Below are 25975 nucleotides of genomic sequence, written 5' to 3'. Positions count from 1 at the left end.
TTTCAATGTCTGTGCCCATTGTTAAGGATAACCATGTTGATTTTCAAACCTCTTCCCCTCGCTATGTTGCTTACTGGGTGTATGTCCTCCGCCTGGGGGACGCAGTTAACCCAACCGCTAACACTTAAAGACGTCACTGTTTATCTGCATGGTGCCAGCCTGCAAGGTGAAGAGACACTCAACTTACCGGCAGGTGAAAGCGAAATCATCTTCACCCATATTGCCAATTCGGTAACCGACGACAGCATCGCTATCTCTATCGATAACGGAGTGACGGTGCTTTCCTCACGTATCGCGCTAATGGAAACACAGCCGAATGCGTTGCCGTCAGAGATTCAGCAACAGCTAAAAGCAGCCAAGGTGGAACAGGCAAAACTAACCGCCGAGAAAAACAATATTGCGGCTCAAATTAAGGTATTAGAGGCAAATAGCACATTAACCAATAAAAGTGCCGTCGAAGTTGGCAAGTATCTGCAAATGGTGAAAGAGAAAAATGGTGAGTTATTACGAGCCGACAATGAGTTGACGCAGAAACTTGCTGATAACCAGCTTGAAATTGAAAAGCTGGAGCAACGCGAGAGTATGAGTAACGGCGATTCAGAGGCTGCCGATGATCCACAGGTTATTATCGCTAAGGTCTATGCCCCCCAAGCCGTCACGGCGAAGGCAGTGGTGCGCTATATGACGCCAAATGCCGCATGGACGCCGCTCTATGATGTTCACGCGAGTGCTATCAACCAACCGCTTCGTCTGGTTTATAAGGCTAATATTCGCCAGTACACCGGGCTTGCATGGAAAAACGTTAATCTCGTGCTCTCGACCAATGAACCTGATACTCATCTCACCTTGCCGCAACTGGAAACACAGTATGTGGATGTGCCGGAGTATGGTGGCGGCTCGCTTTCAGCATCAACTTATAAGCGGGAACCCGTAATGGAACAGCGTTCGCGAGAGTCCTCTGACCAGGATGCCTCAGAATTGCAGAAAGCCCTGGAGACAAAGATGCAAAAAACAAGGGAGCAACGAGCCGGGCGCATGTATGCGGCATCAGCAGCGCCCGTTTCACCGCAACCAGAAAGTTTCACCGCGCAAAATGTTCGCTATGCACTTTCGCTGCCGTGGCAAATCGACAGCGATAATACCGCGCGCACGGTGGTCATTAAGGAAGAGTCGGTCAACGGTAAATATCGCTTCTTTGCTATTCCAAAGATCAGTAATGACGCCTGGCTCCAGGTGCAAATTAAAGAGTGGGAACAGTTAAATTTAATCCCCGGCGAAAGTCAGATCTTCTTTGGCAACAACCGTACCGGCGTGGGTTATTTGCAGCCGCCGGAAGATGGCAAGTCGCTGGATATTCAGCTTAACCGCGATCCTAAGTTGATTATTCAGCGTAAAGCCGCACTCAAAAAAGAGAATGCGTTATCTATCTTTAACGACAGCGCAATACGTAACTTCAGTTACACCCTTAATGTGAAGAACAGCTACGGCGAAGCGGTGGATATTACTCTGCTCGACCAGATCCCAGTCAGTGCTAATAGTGATATTACGGTAGAAAAAATGCAGTACGGGCAGGCGCAGTTTGATGCGAAAACGGGTGAACTGACCTGGACGCTGAAACTGTCAGGCAAAGAGAACGTGAGTCTGCCATTCTCTTACAGCGTGAAGTATCCGAAAGGTATGCACCCTTCGGGAATGTGACCTTCACCAGATGGCTGAATGTGCCATCTGGCAAAAGATTAATGACGGCGTTGCCAAATCCACAGCGCCGTTATTGCCAGCGCAAACAGCGCACCAAAGCCAATGCCTATGGGCACGACTGGGATGCCTACCATTACTGCCAACGAGTAAATTCCCAACATCAGCAGCATGGCGCTGTTTTCGCCGAGATTCTGTACTGCAATCGCATTCCCCGCCCCGACGCTTTTTTTGCCTCGCTCCTGTAATAATGCATTGAGCGGTACCACAAAAAAGCCCCCAAGTACGCCAATCAACATCAGCAAGGCATAGGCTGGCAGAAGTTCGTGTTGCAGGGAGAAAATCAGTACCACCACGCCAATCAAAATGCCGGCTGGCATGCAGCGTGATACGGTTTCCAGGGTGACCAGTTTTGCTGCCGCCCCCGCACCAACCACGATGCCAATCGCCACCATCGCGTTGAGGTAGGTCGGGGTCGCGTTATCGGTAATGCCCAGCGCCACCGGCACCCACAGCACCAACAGGAAACGCAACGTAACCCCCGCGCCCCAGAATAAACTGGTTCCCACCAGCGAAAATCGTGTTTCACCGTTGTGCCATAATACGGCGCAAGCAGAGATAAAGCTGCGGGCCATGTTGATGAGATTCCACGACTGTCCCGGACGCGCCGCCGCCAGTTTCGGAATGTAGAGATTTGCGGCTACCGCGCCAGCATAAGCCAGCGCACAGGCCGCCAGCGCAGCAAGAACATGCCAGTCCGCCAGCACGCCACCGGCTACGGAACCGAGTAAAATCGCCGCAATGGTGGAGGCTTCCATCAAGCCGTTAGCTTTCACTAACTGATTACCGGTAGTTAACTCGCCAAGAATACCGTATTTCGCCGGAGAATAAGCCGCTGCACCGACGCCCACCAGCGTATAACCGAGAAACGGATTAATGCCAAAACAAATACTGGCAGCACCCAGCAACTTAAGGCCGTTGGCAAACATCATTACCCGGCCTTTCGCAAAGCTATCCGCCACCTGACCGACAAACGGCGCAAAAAGAATGTAAGCGCCCACAAACACCATTTGCAGGATTGGCTGACTCCAGTCTGGGTAGAACTGCGCTTTCAGTAGCGCCAGAGTGGCAAACAGCAGCGCGTTATCGCCAAACGCAGAGAGAAACTGCGCGGCAATAACTGCTTTCATTCCCTTCGACCATAGTGAAGTGTTAGTGTGCACTGACTCACTCATCGTGTTTTTCCGCTTCGTCTACCCAACTTTTCAACGTGACAAAGTCAGGCTTGCCGCTGCCCAGTAATGGCATCTGTTTCAGATAGCGAATGTCACGCGGTACGGCAAGTTCCGGTACGCCGTGCTCGCGGGCGTATTGCTGTAGTTTATCGCGCGTCAGTTCGCTGTCTGTAGTGAACAGTACCAGCGCCTCGCCTTTACTGGCGTCGCTCTTAATCGCGGTGGCATGGACTTTATCTGGCGAAACACCAAGTGCCAGTTGTTCCACCATTTCCAGTGAAACCATCTCTCCGGCAATTTTGGCGAAGCGTTTTGCCCGCCCCTGAATCTGCACAAATCCCTGTTCATCAAAACGCACGATATCGCCAGTGTCATACCAGCCGCGCTCCATCTCACCGAGTATGTTCTCAGCCGTTGGCACTTCCAGCACGCCTGGTTTCTCCACCCGCAGATAGCCGTTCATTATGTTCGGCCCTTTTAGTTGCAGGCGACCACCTTCTTCAATACCCGGAACCGCCAGCAGACGTGCATCCATCCCCGGCAAAATGCGCCCGACGGTGCCGGGTTTCGCTGCCATCGGTACGTTGATGGACACCACTGGCGCGCATTCAGTCACGCCGTAGCCTTCAAGAATACGCAGGCCAAATTTATCCTGCCAAAGTCGTTTGGTGCTTTCTTGTAGTTTCTCCGCGCCAGCCACCACATAGCGTAGACGATAGAAGTCATACGGGTTGGCGAAGCGCGCGTAATGACCAAGGAAGGTCGAAGTGCCGAAAAGCACCGTACAACTGCGGTCGTACACCAATTCAGGCACAATGCGGTAATGCAATGGACTGGGGTAAAGGAAGACTTCTGCGCCCGTCAGCAGGGGCGTAAACAAGCCAACAGTTAAACCAAAGGAGTGAAACAGCGGTAACGCCGACATAAAGCGATCGTTGGTGGTGAAATCGGCAATCGTTTTAATCTGCTCGACGTTCGCCAGAATGCTTTTATGGCTATGGACGACGCCTTTCGGATGGCCTTCAGAACCGGAGGTAAAGAGGATCAGCGCCTCTTCTTCTGGCTGCTGTTTTACCTGTGCCAGACGCGGCATCAACAGATGGGCGAAGATCCACACTTTGTCGGCAGTGGTGACATCCGCTTTTAAATCTTCCAGATACACCCAGCGTACCTGAGTCAGCTGCTCCGGCAGATGCCAGAGTTTGCCTTTGTCGAGGAACTGGCGGGAAGTGAAGATAGTTTTGATTTCAGCCGCCGTAATGGCGCTGGTCAGCCCTTTTACCCCGGCGGTGTAGTTCATCATTGCCGGAATACGGCGACGGGCTATGGCCCCAAAAATCACTGCCGCACTAATGCCCGCATTGGGCAGCATTAAGCCGATTCTTTCCCCTTCAACGCTATATTTTTCGAGTATGCGACCAACAAACAGTGTTTTAGTGAGCAACTTGCGATAGGTATCTGGGGTAAAGTTGACGTCTTCGACACACTTTTTCCTGGCCCCAAAACGGTACATTGCGCTCAGTAGTGATTCGTACAGCGTTTCACGTGGGCGTACCGCCATACGCGCTTCCATCATAATTTGGTGCAGCATTTCCCCCGCGATTTTACGGCGGTCACGGGCGCGCGGCGCATCTGGCATCGGCACCTGCGTGGGAGGCAAAATATGCAGATGAATTTGCGGGAACAAGCGCCGTTTAACCAGACCTTTCAGGCGACTGAAGTGCGTAAGCTCTGCCCCTTCAATTCGCACCGGAATAACCGTCGCGCCTGACTTCGCCGCCACAAAACCGGCGCCATCGTAAATTTTCATCAGCGAACCGGTGGTCGTGATGCGCCCCTCCGGGAAAATCACTACCGGACGGCCTTGTTCCACCAAACGAACCAGATGTTTGATTGCCATCGGCTGTGTCGGATCGAGAGGAACGAAGTCGATAAATGATTTCAACCAACGCATATACCACTGCTGGCTGATGGAGGTGTAAACAGCAAACACCGGGCGAACGGGTAAAAATAGCGCCAGCAGAATGCCATCAATAAAAGAGACGTGATTGGGCGTGATAAGAACGCGCTCGCCCTTCAGCACCTGGGTGTCACCTGTCACGCGAACGCGGTACAGAGCAAGGCACAAATTTCGAAAAAAGCTAAAAAGCATTTCAACTCCCTTTGCTCATTATTCATTAAATGCGAATGCGGTGAGATTACACGAGATGAAGGGCTCGAGCGACAGTAAAGTCGGTGCGAAAAAAAACCTGCGCATCCGCGCAGGTTGGTGCAAGAGACAGGGTACGAAGAGCGTACCGAATAATCTCACCAATCAATACCTCTGGGATCTTGATTGTGGTCCGCACGACGACGCTTCGCCAGCGAGAAAAAGCAAAGGAATGAAGGGAAATGCAACGAGGTGTGTAAATTGTCGGTTACTGTTACAGATTTGCGACAGGCAAAAAAAACCTGCGCATCTGCGCAGGCTGGTGTAATTCATGTGCTCAACCCGAAGTTGACTTCACCTATCAATACCTCTGGGATCACCACTTTATCAACCTGTAGACAAATACCACCAGCAGTCAATCGCAACAGCGTTTCGCAAAGTGTAACCAAAGGTTTGCAATCTCTTTTTTTCCTTACTTATTCTCGTTTCGCGCACACTTCCCACGCTGAAATCACAACGCCCCTTGAACCAACGGGCGTTTTCCGTAACACTGACAGAATGTAAGCGTTTACCCACAAAGGTATTTTCATGGCGACCATTAAGGATGTAGCCCGACTGGCAGGCGTTTCAGTCGCCACCGTTTCCCGCGTCATTAATAACTCTCCAAAAGCCAGCGAAGCTTCTCGTCTGGCTGTGCATAGCGCAATGGAATCTCTGAGTTATCACCCGAACGCTAACGCCCGCGCGTTGGCGCAACAGACCACTGAAACGGTTGGCCTGGTCGTTGGTGATGTTTCCGATCCGTTTTTCGGTGCAATGGTGAAAGCGGTCGAACAGGTGGCTTACCATACCGGTAATTTCTTATTAATTGGCAACGGTTACCACAACGAACAAAAAGAGCGCCAGGCCATTGAGCAGTTGATTCGCCATCGCTGCGCCGCGCTGGTCGTCCATGCCAAAATGATCCCGGATGCCGATTTGTCCTCATTGATGAAGCAAATACCCGGCATGGTGTTAATCAACCGGATCCTTCCGGGTTTTGAGAGTCGTTGTATCGCTCTGGACGATCGCTACGGTGCCTGGCTGGCGACGCGCCATTTAATTCAGCAAGGTCATACGCGCATTGGTTATCTCTGCTCTAACCACTCTATTTCTGATGCCGAAGATCGTCTGCGAGGGTATTACGATGCCCTTGCCGAAAGCGGTATTCCAGCTAATGATCGACTGGTGACTTTCGGCGAACCGGACGAAAGCGGTGGCGAACAGGCGATGACTGAACTGTTGGGAAGAGGCAGAAATTTCACCGCCGTGGCTTGTTATAACGACTCGATGGCGGCAGGCGCGATGGGCGTGCTCAATGACAATGGGATTGATGTACCGGGTGAAATTTCGCTGATTGGTTTTGATGATGTACTGGTGTCACGTTATGTACGCCCACGGCTGACCACGGTCCGTTACCCAATAGTGACAATGGCGACCCAGGCTGCAGAACTGGCATTGGCGCTGGCGGATAATCGCCCACTGCCAGAAATCACCAACGTCTTTAGTCCTACGCTGGTACGTCGCCATTCAGTTTCAACACCGTCGCTGGATGCAAGTCATAACGCAGCCAGCGACTAGCCGCGATTAAAGCAACTCGAGCGCCAGTAATTCCTCAATGGTCTGGCGGCGGCGAATCAACCGCGCCTGACCATTATCAAACAGAACTTCTGGCAACAGTGGGCGACTATTGTAGTTAGATGACATTGACGCACCATATGCACCGGTATCATGCAGCACCAGATAATCGCCCGCCTTCACTTCCGGTAAGGCACGGGTTTCGACATTCCCCCCTTCCTGCTGGGTAAAGACATCGCCCGATTCACATAATGGCCCTGCGACAACGGTTTCCACCGTTGGCGCATGTTCAAGAGAGCGACCATCAGCCGCCAGCGCGCTAATATGGTGGTAACTGCCGTACATTGCCGGGCGCATCAGATCGTTAAATCCAGCGTCAACCAGCACAAAGTGGCGACTCCCCATTTGTTTGACGCTCCGCACCTGGGTAATTAACACACCTGACTGCGCTACCAGGAAGCGACCTGGTTCGATTTCCAGTTTCACAGGGTGACCGAGATGGCGGGCGATTTGCTCACGCGCGGCATTCCACAGACCATAATAATGTTCAGTATCAACCGCCTCTTCTCCCTGCTGATACGGAACAGAAAGCCCGCCCCCCGCAGAAATAGCCTGTAAATCCTGACCGAATTCGATGACCTGATGCACCATCGCGCCACACACCTGCTCCAGATGCGCATAATCAACACCAGAACCGATATGCATGTGAATGCCAACCAATTGCAGATGATGACGTTGTATGACTTCCAGCGCGGCCGGAAGATCGGTATACCAGATGCCGTGCTTGCTGTTTTCGCCACCGGTATTGGTTTTTTGGCTATGACCGTGACCAAAGCCCGGGTTAACGCGCAGCCATACCCGATGCCCTGGCGAAACCTGGCCAAGTTGTTCGAGCATATCAACTGAGCCGGCGTTTACTGGAATTTGTAATTCACTGACGCGATCGAGCGTCGCCTGATCGATAACATCCGCAGTAAAGACAATGTCATCGGGATGCGTTTGCGGATTATATCCCGCCGCCAACGCGCGTTCGATTTCCCCCAATGAGACGGAATCCACTTTCACGCCCTGTTCGCGCATTAAGCGCAAAATATGAATATTGGAACAGGCTTTCTGCGCGAAGCGCACCACATCAAACTGTTTCAGCGCTGCAATCTGCCGACGAATAATTTGCGCATCGTAGACCCACACCGGGCAGCCAAATTCTGAGGGCAAACGCAGTAGATTTTCGGCGGTGAGATCGGTATCGGGGCTGAACAGTGAATGTGGCATAACAAACTCCAGATAAGTGCTTTTTTATGATTACGCCACATCATAAAAAGAATAAAAAATATCGATTTATGTCGAGTCTATGCAAAAATGATATGGATTACCGGATTGCGAGAGAACGCCAATGGCCGCCGTTAACTTACGTCATATTGAAATTTTTCATGCGGTTATGACCGCTGGCAGCCTGACTGAGGCGGCACAACTGCTGCATACTTCACAGCCAACCGTCAGCCGCGAACTGGCGCGCTTTGAAAAGGTGATCGGATTGAAACTGTTTGAACGCGTACGCGGTCGATTACACCCTACCGTTCAAGGGCTGCGTCTGTTTGAAGAGGTTCAGCGCTCCTGGTACGGGCTGGATCGCATCGTCAGTGCCGCCGAAAGTCTGCGCGAGTTTCGCCAGGGAGAACTGTCTATTGCCTGCCTGCCGGTCTTTTCGCAGTCTTTTTTGCCGCCGCTGCTACAACCGTTTCTGGCCCGTTATCCTGAAGTCAGCTTAAACATTGTCCCGCAGGAATCACCGCTACTTGAAGAGTGGCTTTCGGCACAGCGTCATGATCTAGGGCTCACCGAAACGCTGCATACGCCTGCGGGTACGGAACGCACCGAATTACTGTCTTTAGACGAAGTGTGTGTTTTACCGCCGGGCCATCCGCTGGCGGCAAAAAAGGTATTAACACCGGAAGATTTTCAGGGTGAGAACTACATCAGCCTTTCCCGTACAGACAGCTATCGCCAGCTGTTGGATCAGTTGTTTAGTGAGAATCAGGTTAAACGACGCATGATAGTAGAAACCCATAGTGCCGCGTCAGTTTGCGCGATGGTACGGGCGGGGGCGGGAGTTTCGGTAGTTAACCCGCTCACCGCTCTGGATTATGCGGCAAGCGGATTAGTGGTTCGGCGGTTCAGTATTGCGGTTCCCTTCACCGTCAGCCTGATTCGCCCCCTGCACCGCCCGTCATCAGCACTGGTGCAGGCATTCAGCAAGCATTTACAAACCGGTTTACCAAAACTGGTTGCCGCTCTTGAGGCTATTTTGTAGCGAATTACGACAGCATAAAGGCGACTGCATCCTCGGCATGAATAGCCGCAGTATCAAACACAGGCAGAACACTGCGCTCTTCTGGCACCAGTAAACCAATTTCCGTACAGCCAAAAATGACGCCCTGCGCGCCCTGTTCTGCGAGGCGAGCAATCACTTGCGCGTAATAAGTGCGTGATGTTTCGCTAAAATGCCCCAGACACAGTTCTTCAAAAATAATCTGATTAATTTTCGCCCGTTCATCCGCTTCAGGGATCAGACAGTCGATGGAAAATTGCTCCGCCAGTCGCCCACGATAAAAATCCTGTTCCATGGTGTAGCGTGTACCCAGCAGCGCCACGCGAGTCATTCCGGCACGGGTAATTGCACGTCCAGTGGCATCCGCAATATGTAAGAAAGGCAGTGAACAACGGGATTCGATAGCATCCGCTACTTTGTGCATCGTATTGGTACATAACACAATGCCTTCAGCCCCCGCCCGCTGTAAGCCAAGCGCCGCTTCAGCCAGAATTTCTCCTGCTTTGTCCCACTCCCCGCGACGTTGACACTCTTCTATTTCATGAAAATCAACGCTATGTAGCAGCACTTGCGCCGAGTGAAGCCCACCAAGTCGCTGTTTAATGCCTTCATTTATCAGACGATAGTAAGGAATAGTGGATTCCCAGCTCATCCCCCCTAGCAAACCAATTGTTTTCATTCCTTTCTCCTGACTTGTGAGTTAATGCTGCAAGGCTGAATAAGGAACTCAACGGCCTGGCGCCTGATCTCTATTAGCGAAAAAAAGGCCGGATGTACAGCACATCCGGCCAGAGACATCAGATGCCGATATTTCTCAATTTCTCGCCTGCCATCAGTTTGCGTTCGATATGTTCCAGCGTGACATTTTTGGTTTCCGGAATGAGCCAGAAGGTAATACCCACAAACGCAATGTTCAGCGCGGTGTAGAGCCAGAACGTACCGGCAGCACCAATGCTGTCGAGCAGCGTCAGGAAGGTCGCGCCGATAATCATGTTCGACACCCAGTTCGTGGTGGTCGAACAGGTAATACCAAAATCGCGGCATTTCAGCGGCTGAATTTCAGAGCACAGGATCCACACCACTGGCGCGGCGCTCATCGCATAACCGGCAATACACATCATCGTCATGCCAACAGAGAGCCAGGACAGGCCACTGGAAGCCGTACCGTTATCAAACTGCATCAGGCAATAGCCCAGCACCAGAGTGCCTAACGCCATCACGCTGAAACCAATTTTCAGTGCCGGTTTACGCCCGGCTTTATCTACCGTAAACACCGCAATAAAAGTAGCAAACATAAAGGTTAGCCCTACGACCAGAGTCGCAATCATCTGCTGTTCGGTCGTCGTAAAGCCCGCCATTTTGAAGATACGCGGCGCGTAGTACATGATGATGTTCATACCGGTAAATTGCTGCATCGCCTGCAACAACATACCGAGGAACACCGCGCGACGGACGTTACGGTTGATCTTAAACAGCGCCCAACCGCCCTGTTTTAATTTCAGGCTTTCACGAATTTCGTTAAGTTCTTCTCGCGCTTTTTCTGATGTATCGCGCAGCATACGCAGCACTTCTTCCGCCTCGATATGACGCCCTTTCTCCGCCAGCCAGCGCGGGCTATTTGGCAGGAAAACAACCAGAATAATCAGCAGGACTGCCGGTAAGGCAAGAACACCTAACATTGCACGCCAGTTACCGCTATAGCTGAATGCCGTGTCGGATAAAAACGCCAGCACGATGCCCAGCGTTACCATCAACTGGTACATACTGATCATCTTGCCACGTACGTTTTCACTCGCCATTTCAGAGAGGTACAGTGGAGCTGTATAAGAGGCAATCCCCACGGCAATACCAAGCACCACACGAGCGGCGATTAACATTTCTACGCTGGTCGCAAAAGCCGACCCTATCGAACCGAGCACAAACAGGATAGCCCCTGCCATCAAACTGTATTTACGTCCCAGGCGGAACGACAGCCAACCATTGAACAGCGCACCAATTGCCGCGCCGAGCATCATGCTACTGACCACCCATTCCTGCAATCGACTGGTTAGCACAAAGTGATCGGTAATGAACGGCAACGCTCCGGCGATGACCCCGATATCAAGACCGAATAACAATCCTGCGACCGCAGCAGCTACCGAAACAAACATATTCATACGACGCGTATCTCGCAGAGGACGCGGCGTTAAAGCAGATTCCGTATTGATAGTCACCATTTTTTTCCTGCCAGCAGAGAATAAGACATAGTGAAAAAATACGTGAACAACTCATTCTGGTGTCAGGTCGGAATCAGTATAAATATGGATTAAATTGCTACGACATGCGGTTATGTGATGGATATTCCAATTTTCAAATTAAGTAAAATTATTAACATTATTATTAACTACCTAATTTTAAAGCAGATAAAACTCATAAAGTTTATTAATTGATAATTGATATGGATTATTTCATAACCGAGATATGGATTATGATGATCTGCAGGTATAAAAAACCCTGCCATACTGAATGAACGGCAGGGTCATAAAAGTGAATTGAATAAATTAACGCGCCAGCCAGCCGCCATCTACAGCGATGGTATAACCATTCACATAGTCTGAAGCACTGGAGGCAAGGAACACCACTGGCCCCATCAGATCGCTCGGCAATCCCCAACGCCCTGCCGGGATGCGGTCAAGAATTTCCGCACTACGCTGTTCATCAGCCCGCAGTTGCTGGGTATTGTTGGTCGCCATATAGCCCGGAGCAATCGCATTAACGTTGATGTTATGTTTTGCCCATTCGTTCGCCATCAGACGGGTCACGCCCATCACGCCGCTTTTTGATGCGGTATACGAAGGTACGCGGATCCCGCCCTGGAATGAGAGCATGGACGCGATATTGATAATCTTGCCGCCGTTGCCCTGTGCGATGAAGTGTTTCGCCGCCGCCTGGGACATGAAGAATACACTTTTGATGTTCAGGTTCATCACATCGTCCCAGTCTTTTTCACTGAAATCGAGTGCATCTTCACGGCGAATCAATCCGGCGTTATTGACCAGGATATCAATATGGCCGAACTCTGCTACCGCACGATCCAGCAATGCAGGAATGCCATCAATCTGACGTAGATCGGCGGTCAGGCTTAAAAAACGACGCCCCAGCGCCGTGACCTGTTCAATGGTTTCTGTCGGTTCAACGATATTAATGCCGACGATATCACAGCCCGCTTGCGCCAGTCCCAGCGCCATCCCCTGCCCCAGTCCAGTGTCACAGCCAGTGACTACCGCGACTTTACCATCAAGAGAAAATTCTTTTAAAATCATGATAATACCTTATTCATTTTGCCCGCAACTAGCGCAGGTCTTTAACGGCAACGTGGTCCATATCATCGAAGACCTGGTTTTCACCGACCATGCCCCAGATAAAGGTATAAGCTTTGGTCCCTACGCCGGAGTGGATAGACCAACTCGGGGAAATGACGGCCTGCTCGTTATGCATCACAATGTGACGCGTTTCTTGCGGTTGCCCCATCATGTGGAAAACGCAGGCGTCATCATCCATGTTGAAATAGAAGTAAACTTCCATCCGACGCTCGTGGGTGTGGCATGGCATGGTATTCCACAGGTTTCCCGGAGCCAGCTCCGTTAGCCCCATGCTCAACTGGCAGGTTTCCAGCACATCTGGCACAAAATATTTGTTAATTGTGCGACGATTACTGGTGATGTTATCGCCCAGCGTAACCGGAGCGACTTCAGCCGGGGTCACTTTTTTAGTGGGATACGTCGTATGAGCAGGTGCGCAGTTGTAATAAAACTTCGCCGGAGTGGCACTATCAATGCTGGCAAAGACCACTTCTTTTGCACCTTTGCCAACATAGAGAGCGTCGCGGTGACCGATTTCGTAGCATTGACCATCGACGGTAATCGTACCAGCGCCGCCAATATTAATAACGCCCAGCTCGCGACGCTCCAGAAAGTAGCTCACGCCCAGTTGTTTTCCAACTTCCCCGCCAACAGAAACCGTTTTTGCTACCGGCATAATGCCGCCAACAATAATGCGGTCAATGTGGCTGTAAACCATCGTGTACTCATCCGCGACGAATACCTTTTCAACCAAAAATTCATTGCGCAGCCCCTGTGTATCCAGCGTTTTTGCATGCGCACTGTGGATGCTCTGTCTTACGTCCACATCAACCTCCGATAATCATTGAACTGTAAAATTACAACGATTGTGAAACATCGTTTCGTTTTATTCTTTAAAGGATGATATGCCTGCACAGTGCGCTTTTCAATAAAAAATAAAACATTGTTTCATTTTTCAATAAGGGATTGAGAAAAGTGTCGCGTCGATCACGAATAAGTCAGGTGAAGGAAAAACTCAGAGTCTATGGAGTATGTGCGCAGACGTGCCAACCATCATCATGAAATGGCTTGATGGCGGCAGATGTTTAACGAATAGAAAGGAATTTAGATCGGGTCGTCACGTTCAATAGTTAACGCCACGCCCTGACCACCGCCAATACAAAGTGTAGCCAGCCCTTTACGCGCGTTGCGTTTTACCATTTCATGGACCAAAGAAACCAGAATACGGCAACCGGATGCGCCAATCGGGTGACCCAACGCAATTGCGCCACCGTTAACATTGACCCGACGTTCATCCCATTCGAGCATTTTGCCAACGGAAAGCGCCTGCGCGGCAAACGCTTCATTAGCCTCAATAAGATCGACATCAGAAAGCTGCCAGCCCACACGCTCAAGGCAACGGCGAGTCGCATATACCGGAGCAATCCCCATCAGCGCAGGATCAACACCAACACTGGCAAAGGCGCGAATACGTGCCAGCACGGGTAAATTCAATGCTCGCGCTTTGGCTTCGCTCATCATCATTACTGCAGCAGCACCATCATTAATAGATGAAGCATTACCCGCAGTAACAGAACCGTGGCTATCAAATGATGGGTTTAAGCTAGCCAGCCCTTCTGCACTGGCATCGGTACGCGGCTGTTCATCGGTATCAACAATCAGCAGCTGCCCATTGTTTTGCGTTCTCACCGGGACAATCTCATCGTTGAATCGTCCAGCGTCAATGGCCGCCCGCGCTTTTTGTTGTGAACTAAGTGCATAGGCATCTTGTAATTGACGGCTGATACCATATTCACGCGCCAGATTTTCGGCAGTGACACCAATATGGTAATCATTGAATGCATCCCATAAGCCATCATGCACCAGACTATCAACCAGTTGGCTATCGCCAAGCTGTGCTCCGGTACGGCTATCAGTCAGGACATGTGGTGCGCGACTCATGTTTTCCTGACCACCGGCGATGACAATATCAGCCTCGCCACACTGGATCGCTTGTGTGGCAAGATGCAGTGCTTTTAACCCGGAACCACAAACATCATTAATCGTAATTGCCGAAACACTGTTGGGTAGACCACCTTTAATGGCCGATTGCCGTGCTGGATTCTGCCCAGCCCCTGCGGTCAGAACCTGCCCCAGAATCACTTCATCCACCGCATGTGCAGCAACGCCAGTGCGTTCTAATAACGCTTTCACGACCAGGCTACCAAGTTCTACGGCAGAATGGCCAGCCAACGCTCCACGAAAGCAGCCGATAGGTGTTCGTAACGCACCGACAATCACAACGTCTTTCATCACAACCTCGCACAGATTAACAGCGCAATAGTAAATGATTGTTAATAAAAATTATTTTAAATGTTTAAAAATAGTGATTTTTATCACAAAGGAAATTCACCGGAATGAGGGATGGATACCCAACTGGCACGCAAGGTTTGCATCTACTAACCCATGAATCCATGAGCTGATATAGCGTTAATCTCCCATGTTTGACCTGGTTTATGGTAAATTGCCCTCCATTTTTCTTAATTTGTAGATGATACGTTCAAATAATGTCTAAAATTTGGTCAAAAGAAGAAACTCTCTGGAGCTTCGCACTTTACGGCACAGCCGTTGGCGCAGGCACGCTCTTTCTCCCTATTCAGCTAGGTTCAGCGGGAGCGGTAGTCCTGTTTATTACAGCACTGGTCGCATGGCCTTTAACATATTGGCCACATAAGGCCCTGTGCCAGTTCATCCTTTCTTCAAAAACATCCGCAGGCGAAGGGATTACTGGCGCAGTAACTCATTACTATGGCAAGAAGATCGGCAATCTGATTACCACTCTTTACTTCATTGCTTTTTTTGTCGTCGTGTTGATATATGCAGTGGCGATCACCAATTCGCTGACAGAACAACTGGCAAAGCATATGGTCATCGACCTGCGCATTCGTATGCTGGTGAGTCTGGGTGTTGTGTTAATTCTGAATCTCATCTTTCTGATGGGGCGCCATGCCACAATTCGGGTAATGGGATTTTTGGTGTTTCCACTAATTGCCTATTTCTTATTTCTTTCTTTCTACCTCGTCGGTAGCTGGCAACCAGCTCTATTAACTACCCAGGTAGAGTTCAATCAGAATACCCTTCACCAGATATGGATATCGATTCCCGTGATGGTTTTCGCCTTTAGCCATACGCCCATTATTTCTACGTTTGCTATTGATAGACGTGAAAAATATGGCGAACACGCTATGGATAAATGCAAAAAAATTATGAAAGTCGCTTATCTCATCATCTGCGTGAGCGTACTTTTCTTCGTCTTTAGCTGCCTGTTATCAATACCACCTTCTTATATTGAAACAGCTAAAGAAGAGGGCGTTACCATTTTATCGGCACTTTCTATGCTGCCAAATGCCCCTGCATGGTTGTCGATTTCCGGAATAATTGTCGCGGTTGTAGCAATGTCTAAATCATTTTTAGGTACCTACTTTGGTGTTATTGAAGGTGCAACAGAATTAGTCAAAACAACGCTACAGCAGGCAGGGGTTAAAAAAAGCCGTGCATTTAACCGCGCGCTGTCAATTATGTTAGTGTCACTGATTACTTTCATCGTTTGCTGCATCAACCCTAATGCAATTTCGATGATTTATGCGATCAGTGGTCCACTTATTGCCATGATTCTTTTTATCATGCCAACGCTGTCAACATATCTCATCCCGGCACTTAAGCCCTGGCGTTCCATCGGAAATCTAATTACGTTGATCGTCGGTATCCTGTGCGTATCGGTAATGTTCTTTAGCTAATCACTGATGTGAATGGTTCAAAATAACCACTATTTTGAACCATTCCAATTCTTACAGTGCACATCTTGCATTGTTCACCCTCCCCAAACGCTCCATAACTTAAACGAACATTATCAAGCTGTTATCCTAAATAAAAATCTGAACATCTTAATTAAGACTATTTAAGATGCATCACTTAGATTTACAAGATATCTTCTGGTCATTCGAAAACAATTTGCAGTATAGATATTCTTAATACATTAGGCACTTGTCTGATTTGCAATAAGGTCAATATGATTAACTGAGTGAAATCCAATCACATTTAAAGCTTAATGATGCACTCTTAAATATGTCATTAAGAATAATATCAAATACGGATTAAACACAATTTTTCATAAAAAGCTTACTAAATCAGAGTGTATTGACATCATCAATAACCAATGAAATTATGCAATTATCTATGAATAGGGAGGTTATTAACATGAGGCTTTGTAGTCGCTATAAAAGTCTTACATGCAATAGTTGCTCAATGCATTGCCAAATAATGCCAGAAAAATCACCACGTTTGCAGTATTGTGCAAATGCATGTTTTTGTATGTGGCCCGAAGAGAGTTCGTATTTTAATCGTGGCGTGGTTGAAGGTATATTAAGTAAAAACCACAATGCGCGATTAAGCGGATATATTTTTGTAGATTTTTCAGTAAGCTTTTTACGCCTTTTTTTAGAGAGTGACTGGATCGACTATCTTACGAGTACTGAGATGGGAATAGTGTTAGTAAGCGATCGAAATATGCAATCTCTTGCTAATTACTGGAGGAAACACAACTCCGCGATATCAGCCATTATATATAATGATGATGGACTGGATATTGCCAACGAAAAGATCAGGCAACTATTCATTGGTCGTTATTTGTCATTTACCAGAGGCAATACGTTAACTCAAATGGAGTTCACCATTATGGGACATATGGTTTCTGGTTATAATCCATATCAGATTGCAGAGGTTCTTGATATGGATATCCGTAGCATCTACGCCTACAAGCAAAGAATTGAAAAAAGGATGGGTGGTAAAATAAACGAATTATTTATCCGTTCACACTCCGTTCAGCACTGAAACGTAACTGTCAATAATAATAAGCATTGTATATACGGGCACTTATAAAGATGCCCGTATTTTATCACATGAACTTTTAATTCAGTTTATTTGAGCGCTTATTTAATTATGTCACCTTACGCGCCACCGCAAAAATGAAAAGATATTGCGAGAAGAAGGCATAAAGACAACGGTTAAGAGTGTTAAATTTGTTAATTCACATGGAATTTTAAGTTGCATTGATATGCTATAATTATAGTTTGAATGATAAATATAAAATTAATATATATTTATTCCATGAATACTAATATACTTATCAAACTATATAATTTCAATTTACTTAATTTTATGTTTCATTGACGTATGTACTGGATTATTAACGATAATATTGAGTTCTGGCCAGAGCACAGAAAATTAATTTCGGTACATGACGCCGAGCTTAACGCCGTTCTGACAACGCCAGCAAGCAGGTGCTTATCGCTGCTACTTGAAGCCTTTCCTGATGTGGTTGCACAACAGGATTTTTTCTCCAGAGTCTGGGAAGAAGAAGGCATGCGAGTACCGGTCAACACGTTATATCAAAATATATCGATTATCAGACGCGGGTTTCGCACGGTTGGTGAAACCAACCATTCGCTTATTGCAACCGTGCCGAGAAAAGGTTTTAAGCTCAGTAATGATGTAAGCATAGAAAACCATGTAATAATGCCTTCTGCAGATGCACAAAAGACCATATCTCCCCAATCCTTGAATGTTAAAGATGAGTTTAAAGAGACAAGTGCTCATCCAGATAATTATCTCAGAAATATAGTCAGGCTATCTAAAAATTATTTACCCATGCTAAGTGCATTTTCCGTAGGTTTGCTTACCGCATTTTTTCTCTGGAACAATAGTCAGCCCAAATCATTCTTTAAAGATTACAAAACTGTTGCACAATTAAATGGTTGTCATTTCAATGTTACAGAAGATAGCATTGATGGGCTGAAAGATCTCGATAAATATAAGAACCGTATATTAGGATCTGGAATTGATTGCAAAAAGTACCCCTGGCTATATTTCCCTCTCGATAAGTCATCTCCCGGATTGATTGTTATGGCATGCAAAAAAAACTATAGTAATAACACAGCTGCAGACTGTTTAACTCTATCGTATCGTGGAGTTAACCATGATTCGTTATAAAAAAAACGCTGTTTATTATTTTATGCTTTCTCAGTGGCTTCATTTTTTTTTATTGCCTATCATTATTCCAAAGAACAAATAGTATACAATGAGAAATGCACGGCCAATTGGATTATATTTAATGACCAGGGAAGGGCTAATCTCACTATTGACTTTATGTATAATAAAAATAAAAAGACAGGAACTGTTGCACTTAGCGGTACCTGGAAACAAAACACAAACACTTATAAATCATTTCGCCGAGATATTGAATATACGTGGATCGAAAATTATGACACTTTGCATCTTACCTCTACCAAAATAAATAAATTTGATATTATCGATCAAATTTCAGACGATAATCTGGCACAATTCCTGCCTGATTTTTATATATTCCCGGGAAAAATGATAAGCTATAATGTTCAAAAACAGAACAATCATGATTTTCTTTTAAGCATTGGCAATAGAGCAATTATGTATTGCGCAAGGTAACAAAACAACTTGATGCTGCTTCTGTAATTAAAAGCCCAAACAACAAATGTAACATTTCAGGCATTGGAATATAATCTTTATATATTCTTATATCCATCTTCATCTCTGACAGTTCATGCGGTAATCCCCTCCCCCATTCAAATTGCATCCGTCATTAAAAAATCCTTCCGCACTCCACTATGACAATAATGGTGTAAAAATAAACGCTGGTTCGCACAGAGATGTTTAATAGAGCACATAAACATAATAGCTATTAATAAATAAAATTACTCTTGCAATAATTCTTTCACACCAGATTGTCAGTCGACGAATAACTATTCCTCACAGCCTATCATTTTATCTTAAATGAACAATTACATTAAATTAAGAAATGTGATAAGCAGAACTTTATCAATGATTTTCAATAGGTTATATACTTACATGATTAACAAATCATTAATTAAGAATATTTCAGATTACAATCACATCAAGCTAATATAAATTAACTTAAACAATCATGATGAATTTCGTTAAATGAAATATATGAATATCAGTTATATCTGTTACTCATGCAGGATGCCAAAAACCACAAACTTAATAGAGGTGAGCTAATGGATTTAGAAAATAAGTTTTCATATCATTTCCCTGATGGAATCATACTTACAGAAGATGGTATTCTTACAAAAGGGAATGAGGAATTTTACATCCCGCCGAAAGAACTCGGTGTATTATTTGTATTGCTTGAATCGGCGGGAAATGTTGTATCCAAAGATGCGATCATCGAATCTGTATGGAAAAATGTAATTGTAAGTGACGAATCCCTTACACGATGCATCTATTCATTAAGATGTATTTTTGAAAGAATTGGCTACAACCGTTGCATTGAAACCATATATAGAAAAGGTTATCGATTCAGTGGGCAAGTATTCAAGATAAAAGAAAATCAAGATAATGTTCCAGGCAGCACTATTGCTTTATTTCCATTTACAATATCTCACAGTAGTCAGGATCCATTAGCGCTTAATCAGGAACTTGTACAACTAATCTCAAATAAAAAAACCGATGATCTATATATATATCCAATGGCTGCAACCCAGTATTGCATAGATAATAAATCTCAGACAGCCTTCCTGGCCAGGTTCAAACCCGATTATTTTGTCACAGGAAGAATCAGCAAATATGATGCTTCAAATAGTTTATATATTGAAGTAATCGATGCAAAAAGTTTTTATCTTATTGCCAGCACACATCTTCAGGCAGATGACATACAAAAAATCTCACACTTTATAATTAGCAACTTATATCTGGCAATGAAGAAACCTAAAGTAGAACCAGGTTTTATGTCCCGACACGTACCTTCTGATGAAAATATTTTATCAGCCGAAATGTCTGCCGGGAAAAATGAACTGAATGAATTCACGCCTGAAAGCATTGCCAATGCAATAACTATATTTGAAAGTGTTAAAAATAAATCTAATGCTCAGTCAATAACCAATGAATGCTATTGCCTGTTGGCTGAATGTCATATGTCTATGGCACTTCATGGTCTATACGAACTTAAACATGCAACTCAAAAAGCATTGGCCTTTATAGATAAGGTATCTGATAAAAATATTTTCGATGGGAATATTTTAGGAATTATGGGACTGATAACCGGTCTTTCCGGACAAACGACTGCATCACGCATTTTTTTTGACCATGCACAGACACAAGTATTAGATGTAGCCTCCTTGTATTACTATAAGACACTGGTAAATATATATAACGAAAGAATTGAAGATGCTATCGCTTGTATAGACCAGTCACTGCTACTTGAACCCAAAAGACATAAAGCCGCTATAATAAAAAAATGCATTGATGTATATGTTTCTACAACACACAATGAAAGAAATGCGTTCTCTTATCACGGAACAGAGAAAGAATATCATTTAGTTATTATCAATAACATTCAAAAATTGAAGCAATTGACAAAAGTTAACAGCATTATTGATTTTAATGCTCAATATGAGGTCGCTTGATCTGCAATAAATATCATAAGCAGAATAGTGCTCTATATTTTGAGCTATACACTCTATTTTTATAGGGGATATTGGATTTATCTACATCTGACGTGAACGTATCAACAATAACGGAAGAATTCGATCACTACGGAAAAAACTGAGAAAGAGAAAAAGTAAGAAACTGGAGCGGGCGAAGGGAATCGAACCCTCGTATAGAGCTTGGGAAGCTCTCGTTCTACCATTGAACTACGCCCGCTTCGAGATGCGTAAGGCATTATAAACCTTACGCTCTCCTAAGCAAGTGCCTTGCTACTGACTGCTGATTAATTCGCCATCAGCACTTTGGCTTGCTACCCTGTGGCGGCAAGTAGCGCAAAGGATCTATTGCCGTAGCACGGTAGCGAATCTGGAAATGTAGCCGCACGGATTCCGCATCAGTACTTCCCATAGTCGCTATCTTTTGCCCGGCTTTAACACTTTGCCCATTGTTCACCAGCATCGTGTCGTTATGGGCATAAGCAGTAATGTAATCTTCACTGTGTTTAATCATTATAAGATTACCGTAACCACGCAGCTGATTACCCACATATACCACTTTCCCGGCACCTGCAGCGTATATTGGCGTCCCGCGTGCCGCCGCAATATCAATCCCTTTATTGCCGCCATCTGCCATTGAGTAAGGCATAATAACCTTTCCGCTCGTTGGCCATAACCAGCAACGTTGCCCAACCGGCGGCCATGAAGATTTCGAAACGGCCGAAGACGGTGTCACTGACGCTGTTTTTGTCGTCGATTTGCCGGTGGATTTGCGCGTGCCGTTACTACTTTTTTTCGCCCCACCCAGTTTCAGCTTTTGGCCGATTTCTATGGTATAGGGGGGGGAGATGTCGTTGAGTCGGGCTAGCTCTTTTACGCTGGTTCCCGTGGTGCGCGAAATACGATAAAGCGTATCCCCCCGTTTCACGGTGTAAACGGAGCCGGAATACGTTCCTGTATCTGATGATTTGCTACCCGAGCAGCCAGCCAGAAGCAGCCCTACCGATAACAGCATCACGATACCCAGAGTTTTTTTATTCAGGCGTCCTGCGCTCAAAATCTTTCCTCGCTAAAAAACAAGACGCTATATCATAGCAGCCCCCCGTCAGATCCCCAATCCATTGCGTGGGAACAGGCATGTACGAATCAATAACTGTTAAAGAATCAATTAGCACCGTTGGCAAACATCGGAACCATCCTGATTGACCTCTAATACTCATTTATCACAATGATTTTTATCACGCTCATATTGATAAACTGCACTCACTTTCTTTGCTGATAAAAATGCATCATCCGTAGCGTTTTTTTAACGACATCACACTTCCCCTCTCCCCTCGTGTTTATAGTCGTTTCTGGCGTAATTCTTGCCTGCAAAGACTTAATCATTGCCATAAGAACCAAATGTTCAAATCAAGGGGATTTCTATGGAAGCGCGGGAAGCAACCGCTACAGGTGAATCATGCATGCGCGTCGATGCCATTGCGAAGGTCACCGGGCGGGCACGATATACTGACGATTATGTTATGGCGGGCATGTGTTACGCGAAATATGTACGTAGCCCAATTGCACATGGTTATGCGGTGAGCATTAACGATGAACAAGCCAGAAGTTTACCAGGCGTACTGGCCGTATTTACCTGGGAAGATGTTCCTGATATTTCCTTTGCCACGGCGGGCCATGCCTGGACTCTGGATGAGAATAAACGCGATACCGCCGATCGCGCCCTGTTAACACGCCACGTCCGCCATCATGGCGATGCGGTTGCTATTGTCGTTGCCCGTGATGAACTCACAGCGGAAAAAGCAGCGCAACTTGTTCACATCGAATGGCAGGAATTACCCGTCATTACCTCGCCAGAAGCGGCACTGGCAGAAGACGCTGCGCCAATCCATAGCGGCGGCAATTTACTGAAACAAAGCACGATGTCGACAGGGAATGTCCAGCAAGCAATCGACGCCGCCGATTATCAGGTGCAGGGGCATTATCAGACGCCGGTCATTCAACATTGTCATATGGAAAGCGTGACCTCATTGGCGTGGATGGAAGACGATTCACGAATTACCATCGTTTCCAGCACCCAAATCCCGCATATTGTCCGCCGCGTTGTCGGTCAGGCGCTGGATATTCCCTGGTCGTGCGTGCGGGTTATCAAGCCCTTTGTCGGCGGTGGTTTTGGTAATAAACAAGATGTACTGGAAGAGCCGATGGCGGCATTTCTGACCAGTAAACTCGGCGGCATTCCGGTTAAAGTTTCCCTAAGCCGCGAAGAATGTTTTCTGGCGACCCGCACTCGCCACGCTTTTACCATTGACGGACAAATGGGCGTCAACCGCGATGGTACGCTAAAAGGCTATAGCCTGGATGTTCTGTCTAACACCGGCGCTTACGCTTCACACGGTCATTCCATCGCTTCTGCAGGCGGCAATAAAGTTGCTTATCTCTACCCGCGCTGTGCCTATTCTTATAGCTCAAAGACTTGCTATACCAATCTGCCCTCAGCGGGTGCGATGCGTGGTTATGGCGCACCGCAGGTAGTTTTTGCTGTTGAATCCATGCTGGATGACGCTGCCGAAGCGCTGGGTATCGACCCTATCGAAATTCGTTTACGCAACGCCGCTCGTGAAGGCGATGCAAATCCACTCACAGGCAAACGCATTTACAGTGCCGGATTACCAGAGTGTCTGGAAAAAGGACGGGAAATATTTGAATGGGAAAAGCGCAGTGCGGAGTGCCAGAAGCAACAAGACAATCTGCGCCGCGGCGTTGGCGTTGCCTGTTTTAGTTACACCTCTAACACCTGGCCTGTCGGCGTAGAAATCGCGGGCGCACGCCTGTTGATGAATCAGGATGGAACCATCAACGTGCAAAGCGGCGCGACGGAAATCGGTCAGGGTGCCGACACTGTGTTCTCGCAAATGGTAGCTGAAACCGTGGGCGTTCCGGTCAGTGATGTACACGTAATTTCGACGCAAGATACCGATATTACGCCATTCGATCCCGGCGCATTTGCCTCACGTCAGAGCTATGTTGCCGCGCCTGCGCTGCGCAGTGCAGCACTGTTATTAAAAGAGAAAATCATCGCTCACGCCGCAGTAATGCTGCATCTGTCGGCGATGAATCTAACCCTGATAAAAGGCCATATCGTACTGGTTGAAAGACCGGAAGAGGCGTTACTGTCGTTAAAAGATCTGGCAATGGATGCGTTTTATCATCCTGAACGTGGCGGACAGCTTTCTGCCGAAAGCTCAATCAAAACTACCACGAACCCACCGGCATTTGGCTGTACCTTTGTTGATCTGACAGTCGATATCGCGCTGTGTAAGGTCACCATCAACCGCATCCTCAACGTTCATGATTCGGGCCATATTCTTAATCCGCTGCTGGCTGAAGGTCAGGTTCACGGCGGGATGGGGATGGGCATCGGCTGGGCGCTTTTTGAAGAGATGATCATCGACGCGAAAAGTGGCGTGGTGCGTAACCCAAATTTACTGGATTACAAAATGCCGACCATGCCAGATCTGCCACAACTGGAAAGTGCGTTTGTCGAAATTAATGAACCACAATCTGCATACGGACATAAGTCACTGGGTGAGCCGCCAATTATTCCTGTTGCCGCTGCAATTCGTAATGCGGTGAAGATGGCTACCGGTGTCGCAATCAATACGCTGCCGCTGACACCAAAACGGTTATATGAAGAGTTCCATCTGGCAGGATTGATTTGAGGATAACATCATGTTTGATTTTGCTTCTTACCATCGCGCAACAACCGTTGCCGATGCAACCAACCTGCTGGCTCAAAATCCGCAGGCCAAACTGCTCGCCGGTGGCACTGACGTACTGATTCAACTCCACCATCACAATGATCGCTATCGCCATATTGTTGATATCCACAATCTGGCGGAGCTTCGGGGAATTACGCTGGCGGAAGATGGTGCACTACGCATCGGCTCTGCGACGACCTTTACTCAGTTAATAGAAAATCAGTTAACGCAACATCATCTCCCGGCATTATGCGCTGCGGCTTCGTCTATTGCCGGCCCGCAAATCCGTAACGTCGCGACTTACGGAGGAAATATTTGCAACGGCGCCACCAGCGCAGATTCTGCCACGCCAACGCTAATTTATGACGCGAAACTGGAGATCCATTCACCGCGTGGGGTCCGTTTCGTCTCAATTAATGGTTTTCATACCGGACCAGGTAAGGTTTCCCTTGAGCATGATGAAATTCTGGTCGCGTTTCATTTTCCTCCGCAGCCAAAAGAACACGCAGGTAGCGCACATTATAAATATGCCATGCGCGATGCGATGGATATTTCAACAATCGGGTGTGCCGCTCACTGTCGATTGAACAACGGCTACTTCAGCGAGTTGCGTCTGGCATTTGGCGTTGCTGCGCCTACGCCGATCCGCTGCCAGCACGCTGAACAGGCTGCACAAAATGCGCCATTAAACCAGCAAACACTGGAGGCCATCTGCGAATCTGTCCTACAGGATGTCGCACCGCGTTCTTCATGGCGAGCAAGTAAAGAGTTCCGTCTGCATCTCATTCAGACGATGACCAAAAAAGTGATTAGCGAAGCCGTCGCTGCGGCGGGGGGAAAATTGCAATGAATCACAGCGAAAGTATTACTATTGAATGCATCATTAACGATATGCCTTTTCAGCTTCACGCCGCGCCAGGCATGCCGCTTTCGGAACTGCTCCGCGAACAAGGGCTGCTTAGTGTCAAACAAGGATGCTGCGTTGGTGAATGCGGTGCCTGTACGGTGCTGGTTGACGGAACCGCGATAGACAGCTGCTTATACCTGGCCGCTTGGGCTGAAGGAAAACAGATCCGCACGCTGGAAGGCGAAGCGAAAGGCGGCAAACTTTCTCATGTACAACAGGCTTATGCGAAATCTGGCGCTGTACAGTGTGGTTTTTGTACGCCGGGGCTTATTATGGCCACGACGGCAATGCTGGCAAAACCTCGAGAGAAACCGTTAACCATTACGGAAATTCGCCGTGGTTTGGCTGGGAATCTGTGTCGTTGTACCGGATATCAAATGATTGTGAATACTGTCCTGGACTGCGAAGAAACGAAGTAATACGCAATC

At 47.3% G+C, this 25975-nt stretch carries 19 protein-coding genes, 1 tRNA gene and 1 pseudogene; 11 read left to right on the top strand and 10 right to left on the bottom strand.

Features of this window, described 5'->3' with window-relative positions:
• Window positions 1-33 precede the first annotated feature (33 nt).
• Window positions 34-1698: a DUF4139 domain-containing protein gene (locus tag FFT88_RS14855; protein WP_135405599.1), complete on the top strand. Its 1665-nt coding sequence runs from the start codon at window positions 34-36 to the stop codon at window positions 1696-1698.
• Between the two features lie 38 nt (window positions 1699-1736).
• On the opposite strand, the gene lplT is transcribed toward FFT88_RS14855, so the two are convergent.
• Window positions 1737-2930 carry a lysophospholipid transporter LplT gene (gene lplT / locus FFT88_RS14850; RefSeq protein ID WP_130221486.1) on the bottom strand — a complete coding sequence of 398 codons (1194 nt, stop codon included), beginning with the start codon at window positions 2928-2930 and terminating at the stop codon, window positions 1737-1739.
• Window positions 2923-5082 (bottom strand): bifunctional acyl-ACP--phospholipid O-acyltransferase/long-chain-fatty-acid--ACP ligase, encoded by a 2160-nt coding sequence (gene aas / locus FFT88_RS14845; protein WP_135405598.1) that lies wholly within the window; start codon window positions 5080-5082, stop codon window positions 2923-2925. Before aas ends, lplT begins: the two co-directional genes overlap by 8 nt.
• Before the next feature lie 585 nt (window positions 5083-5667).
• Between aas and galR the strand changes: the two genes are divergently transcribed.
• Window positions 5668-6699, top strand: a complete 1032-nt coding sequence (gene galR, locus FFT88_RS14840) for an HTH-type transcriptional regulator GalR (RefSeq protein ID WP_130207752.1) — start codon at window positions 5668-5670, stop codon at window positions 6697-6699.
• A gap of 6 nt (window positions 6700-6705) precedes the next feature.
• Here the strand turns inward: galR and lysA are convergent, their stop codons facing one another.
• Window positions 6706-7968: a diaminopimelate decarboxylase gene (lysA, locus tag FFT88_RS14835; protein ID WP_135405597.1), complete on the bottom strand. Its 1263-nt coding sequence runs from the start codon at window positions 7966-7968 to the stop codon at window positions 6706-6708.
• Window positions 7969-8089: 121 nt separating this feature from the next.
• Between lysA and lysR the strand changes: the two genes are divergently transcribed.
• Window positions 8090-9007 carry a DNA-binding transcriptional regulator LysR gene (gene lysR, locus FFT88_RS14830; protein ID WP_135405596.1) on the top strand — a complete coding sequence of 306 codons (918 nt, stop codon included), beginning with the start codon at window positions 8090-8092 and terminating at the stop codon, window positions 9005-9007.
• Between the two features lie 4 nt (window positions 9008-9011).
• Here lysR and ygeA read toward each other — a convergent pair whose 3' ends face one another.
• The 5 genes from ygeA to FFT88_RS14800 all read right to left on the bottom strand — a co-directional run bounded on the left by ygeA (window position 9012) and on the right by FFT88_RS14800 (window position 14658).
• On the bottom strand, window positions 9012-9704 hold the full coding sequence (ygeA, locus tag FFT88_RS14825; protein WP_130258076.1) for an amino acid racemase: 693 nt from the start codon (window positions 9702-9704) through the stop codon (window positions 9012-9014).
• Between the two features lie 118 nt (window positions 9705-9822).
• A complete protein-coding gene (gene araE, locus FFT88_RS14820) occupies window positions 9823-11241 on the bottom strand; it encodes an arabinose-proton symporter AraE (protein WP_130207760.1) in 1419 nt (472 codons plus the stop codon).
• A gap of 324 nt (window positions 11242-11565) precedes the next feature.
• A complete protein-coding gene (gene kduD, locus FFT88_RS14815; protein WP_130258075.1) occupies window positions 11566-12327 on the bottom strand; it encodes a 2-dehydro-3-deoxy-D-gluconate 5-dehydrogenase KduD in 762 nt (253 codons plus the stop codon).
• 28 nt (window positions 12328-12355) lie between these two features.
• Entirely contained in the window at window positions 12356-13192 is an 837-nt protein-coding gene (kduI, locus tag FFT88_RS14810; RefSeq protein ID WP_130207764.1) for a 5-dehydro-4-deoxy-D-glucuronate isomerase, read from the bottom strand.
• Window positions 13193-13470: 278 nt separating this feature from the next.
• Window positions 13471-14658: an acetyl-CoA C-acetyltransferase gene (locus tag FFT88_RS14800; RefSeq protein WP_130207766.1), complete on the bottom strand. Its 1188-nt coding sequence runs from the start codon at window positions 14656-14658 to the stop codon at window positions 13471-13473.
• Between the two features lie 254 nt (window positions 14659-14912).
• Between FFT88_RS14800 and FFT88_RS14795 the strand changes: the two genes are divergently transcribed.
• The 5 genes and pseudogenes from FFT88_RS14795 to FFT88_RS14775 all read left to right on the top strand — a co-directional run bounded on the left by FFT88_RS14795 (window position 14913) and on the right by FFT88_RS14775 (window position 20861).
• On the top strand, window positions 14913-16142 hold the full coding sequence (locus FFT88_RS14795; protein WP_064529821.1) for an amino acid permease: 1230 nt from the start codon (window positions 14913-14915) through the stop codon (window positions 16140-16142).
• A 460-nt stretch (window positions 16143-16602) separates the two neighbouring features.
• On the top strand, window positions 16603-17235 hold the full coding sequence (locus FFT88_RS14790) for a helix-turn-helix transcriptional regulator (protein WP_130207770.1): 633 nt from the start codon (window positions 16603-16605) through the stop codon (window positions 17233-17235).
• A 342-nt stretch (window positions 17236-17577) separates the two neighbouring features.
• Complete coding sequence (locus tag FFT88_RS14785; protein ID WP_135405595.1) at window positions 17578-18393, top strand: transcriptional regulator; 816 nt, start codon at window positions 17578-17580, stop codon at window positions 18391-18393.
• Window positions 18390-18864, top strand: a pseudogene (locus FFT88_RS25850) (hypothetical protein). The gene FFT88_RS14785 and the pseudogene FFT88_RS25850 overlap by 4 nt, the downstream one beginning before the upstream one ends.
• Before the next feature lie 590 nt (window positions 18865-19454).
• The gene (locus FFT88_RS14775; protein ID WP_135405594.1) at window positions 19455-20861 is read left to right on the top strand and encodes a winged helix-turn-helix domain-containing protein; all 1407 of its coding nucleotides are present in this window, start codon (window positions 19455-19457) and stop codon (window positions 20859-20861) included.
• Between the two features lie 164 nt (window positions 20862-21025).
• Here the strand turns inward: FFT88_RS14775 and FFT88_RS14770 are convergent.
• Both FFT88_RS14770 and actS read right to left on the bottom strand, forming a co-directional pair.
• Window positions 21026-21099: transfer RNA gene (locus FFT88_RS14770), tRNA-Gly, on the bottom strand.
• A gap of 78 nt (window positions 21100-21177) precedes the next feature.
• Window positions 21178-21936 carry an amidase activator ActS gene (gene actS / locus FFT88_RS14765; RefSeq protein WP_130217906.1) on the bottom strand — a complete coding sequence of 253 codons (759 nt, stop codon included), beginning with the start codon at window positions 21934-21936 and terminating at the stop codon, window positions 21178-21180.
• Window positions 21937-22303: 367 nt separating this feature from the next.
• Between actS and xdhA the strand changes: the two genes are divergently transcribed.
• The 3 genes from xdhA to xdhC are packed head-to-tail and all read left to right on the top strand — an operon-like array spanning window position 22304 to window position 25966.
• The gene (gene xdhA / locus FFT88_RS14760; RefSeq protein ID WP_135405593.1) at window positions 22304-24601 is read left to right on the top strand and encodes a xanthine dehydrogenase molybdenum-binding subunit XdhA; all 2298 of its coding nucleotides are present in this window, start codon (window positions 22304-22306) and stop codon (window positions 24599-24601) included.
• Window positions 24602-24611: 10 nt separating this feature from the next.
• Window positions 24612-25490, top strand: a complete 879-nt coding sequence (gene xdhB / locus FFT88_RS14755; RefSeq protein WP_130207782.1) for a xanthine dehydrogenase FAD-binding subunit XdhB — start codon at window positions 24612-24614, stop codon at window positions 25488-25490.
• On the top strand, window positions 25487-25966 hold the full coding sequence (gene xdhC, locus FFT88_RS14750; protein WP_130207784.1) for a xanthine dehydrogenase iron sulfur-binding subunit XdhC: 480 nt from the start codon (window positions 25487-25489) through the stop codon (window positions 25964-25966). Before xdhB ends, xdhC begins: the two co-directional genes overlap by 4 nt.
• Window positions 25967-25975 lie beyond the last annotated feature (9 nt).

It is taken from the genome of Escherichia sp. E4930 (assembly GCF_005845405.1).
Lineage (GTDB): Bacteria > Pseudomonadota > Gammaproteobacteria > Enterobacterales > Enterobacteriaceae > Escherichia.
The sequence above is the reverse complement of the archived record's forward strand: the minus strand, read 5'-3'. Positions and strand labels throughout refer to the sequence as shown.